This is a genomic window from Pseudomonas sp. 2995-3, assembly GCF_002742565.1.
Taxonomy (GTDB): domain Bacteria; phylum Pseudomonadota; class Gammaproteobacteria; order Pseudomonadales; family Pseudomonadaceae; genus Aquipseudomonas; species Aquipseudomonas edaphica.
The window spans coordinates 1-342 of the sequence record NZ_LJSB01000113.1; the positions used below are offsets into that span (position 1 = coordinate 1).

General features: G+C 38.0%; 1 protein-coding gene. It reads right to left on the reverse strand.

The annotated features are described in order from the left end of the window. Positions 1-342: hypothetical protein (locus AOA62_RS31725; RefSeq protein ID WP_218244070.1), on the reverse strand; the 342-nt coding region annotated here is incomplete at both ends.

The following is a 342-nucleotide window of genomic DNA, read 5'->3' on the forward strand; positions in this document are numbered from 1 at the left end:
GAAATGGATGGTTGAATTCCTTTTAATGAAAAAGAAGCTCTATTTTCTTCCTTTACTAAGCGAGGATACTGAGTTAATAAGTCTCCGTTCAGTATAAATACATCTCCACTAAAGGACTCCCCCTCACTGGTCTCTACCTCTGTTATACTATCATTCTTCACCTTTGCACGAACTATCTCTGTATTGGTTAGTACGGTGACACCTATCTTTTTTGCTAGTTTCTCAAACCCTTTCGCAATTTCACTGTTTCCTCCTTTAGTAAAATACACGCCATCATTTAATTCTAAATGACCAATTAATCCGAAAGTCGCAGGAGCACAATAGGGGCTTGAACCAATATAG